Source organism: Bradyrhizobium sp. PRIMUS42, from assembly GCF_023006515.1.
Lineage (GTDB): Bacteria > Pseudomonadota > Alphaproteobacteria > Rhizobiales > Xanthobacteraceae > Bradyrhizobium.
In genome coordinates, this window is record NZ_JALBGZ010000969.1 from 1 (window position 1) to 1915 (window position 1915).

Below are 1915 nucleotides of genomic sequence, written 5' to 3' on the forward strand. Positions count from 1 at the left end.
CGCGGCCGCGCGGCTCGCTTGATGGCGTGCTCTCCTCGACCGGGGGCGGGACGAGCTTCGCCAACCGCGTCAGCACTTCGCGGTCCCCGCCGCGCAGATCGAAGTCGATCGATCGGCCGGTGTCGTCCTCGAAGATGATGATGGGCTCGTCCGGCAGTGGCGCCATCCGCTTGACGATTAGCGCGACTTCCCCTGCCGGTCCGGACACCAGGCGACGCGGGCCTTGGAAAGCGGTGAAAATCTTCTGCATTGGAATCATTGCCATATTGACGATGCCGGGCCGTTTAATACCCGGGTATATTTAGGTTGTCAATATACCCGGGTGAAATTATCCGACCGGATGGCTCGACATTGCGTTCCCGGGCTGGCAGGTACGCGGCCGACCGACCACGCCTAGCCACCACGCCTAGCCTTGGGGGACCTCGCCGATGCTGACCGTTCACCACCTCAACAATTCCCGCTCGCAGCGCGTGCTGTGGCTGCTCGAAGAGTTGGGCGTGCCCTACGAGATCGTGCGCTATCAGCGCCAGGCGGATATGCGCGCGCCGAAGGAGCTGCGCGCCATCCATCCGCTCGGCAAGTCGCCCGTCATCACCGACAACGGCAACACCATCGCCGAGTCAGGCGCGATCATCGAATATCTCATCGCGACCTACGGCAACGGCCGCCTGATTCCGCCTCCGAACACGCCGGAGCGGCTGCGCTTCACCTATTGGCTGCATTATGCCGAAGGATCCGCGATGCAGCCGTTGCTGCTGAAGCTGCTATTCACGCTGATGCCGAAGCGCGCGCCCGCACTGCTTCGTCCGCTGGTGCGCAAGGTCTCGAACACGGCGCTGACCACGCTGGTCAATCCGCAGCTCAAGCAGCACATGGATTACTGGGAAGGCGAGCTTGCGAAGAGCGAGTGGTTCGCTGGCAACGACTTCACGGCTGCCGACATTCAGATGAGCTTTCCGCTGGAGGCGGCGCAAGCGCGCGGCGGCCTCGAGCAGGGCCATCCCAAGGCGATGGCATTCCTCGAGCGCATCCACGCGCGGCCGGCCTATGCTCGTGCGTTGGAAAAGGGCGGACCGTATCAGGTGGGGCGGTAAGTTTTCCTCGCCGCCCCACGCCGGGAGTTTAGTCCGCGTGCAGGACGCGCCCGCGCGTCTCGGGCAGCGCAAAGGCGGCAATGAAGAACACAGCGTAGGCCACCACCGCGAAGATCGCGATCGCATTCGCAAGCGACGTCGTCGCCGAGAGCGCGCCAACGAGGAACGGAAACAGCGCGCCGATGCCGCGGCCGAAATTGTAGCAAAAGCCCTGGCCGGAGCCGCGCAGCCGCGTCGGATAAAGCTCGGTCAGGAACGCGCCGATGCCGGAGAAATAGCCCGAGGCGAAGAAGCCGAGCGGGAAACCGAGCACCCAGAGGACTTCATTGGTGAGCGGCAGCTGCGTATAGAGCAGCACCACAGCCATGGCGCCGATCGAGAAGATCAGGAACAGATTGCGACGTCCGATGCGGTCGGCAAGCCAGGCGCCGACGAGATAGCCGATGAAGGAGCCGATGATCAGCGTCGAGAGATAGCCGGTCGAGCCGACGATCGACAGATGCCGCTCCTTGGTCAGGAATTGCGGCACCCAGAACGTGACGGCGTAGTAGCCGCCCTGGCAGCCCGTCGCCATCAGCGACGCCAGGATCGTGGTCTTCAGGATCGGACCGGAGAAAATCTCCCAGAGCGCCGGGCGATCGCCGCTCGCGGCCTGCCTGGCGCGGGCCTGGGCCGAGATTTCCGGCTCGGTGACGGAGCGGCGGATGTAGAACACGAGCAGCGCCGGCAGCGCGCCGATCACGAACATCCAGCGCCAGGCCGTCTCCGGCGGCAAGACCGAGAACAGGATCGCTTGCGACAGCACCGCGAGGCCCCAGCCG

At 64.8% G+C, this 1915-nt stretch carries 3 protein-coding genes; 1 reads left to right on the plus strand and 2 read right to left on the minus strand.

Annotation, left to right across the window (positions count from 1 at the left end; genetic code table 11):
- The coding region (locus MOV75_RS36345) for a DUF2239 family protein (protein ID WP_309487001.1) at nucleotides 1-265 on the minus strand (265 nt) is incomplete at its 3' end.
- A 163-nt stretch (nucleotides 266-428) separates the two neighbouring features.
- Between MOV75_RS36345 and MOV75_RS36350 the strand changes: the two genes are divergently transcribed.
- The gene (locus tag MOV75_RS36350) at nucleotides 429-1094 is read left to right on the plus strand and encodes a glutathione S-transferase family protein (RefSeq protein ID WP_246931108.1); all 666 of its coding nucleotides are present in this window, start codon (nucleotides 429-431) and stop codon (nucleotides 1092-1094) included.
- Between the two features lie 28 nt (nucleotides 1095-1122).
- On the opposite strand, the gene MOV75_RS36355 is transcribed toward MOV75_RS36350, so the two are convergent.
- Nucleotides 1123-1915: MFS transporter (locus tag MOV75_RS36355; protein WP_247007790.1), on the minus strand; the 793-nt coding region annotated here is incomplete at its 5' end.

Excerpts from the sequence above, each read along its gene's own strand:
- MOV75_RS36350 (WP_246931108.1), top strand. The coding sequence starts at position 429 with ATGCTGACCGTTCACCACCTCAACAATTCCCGCTCGCAGCGCGTGCTG.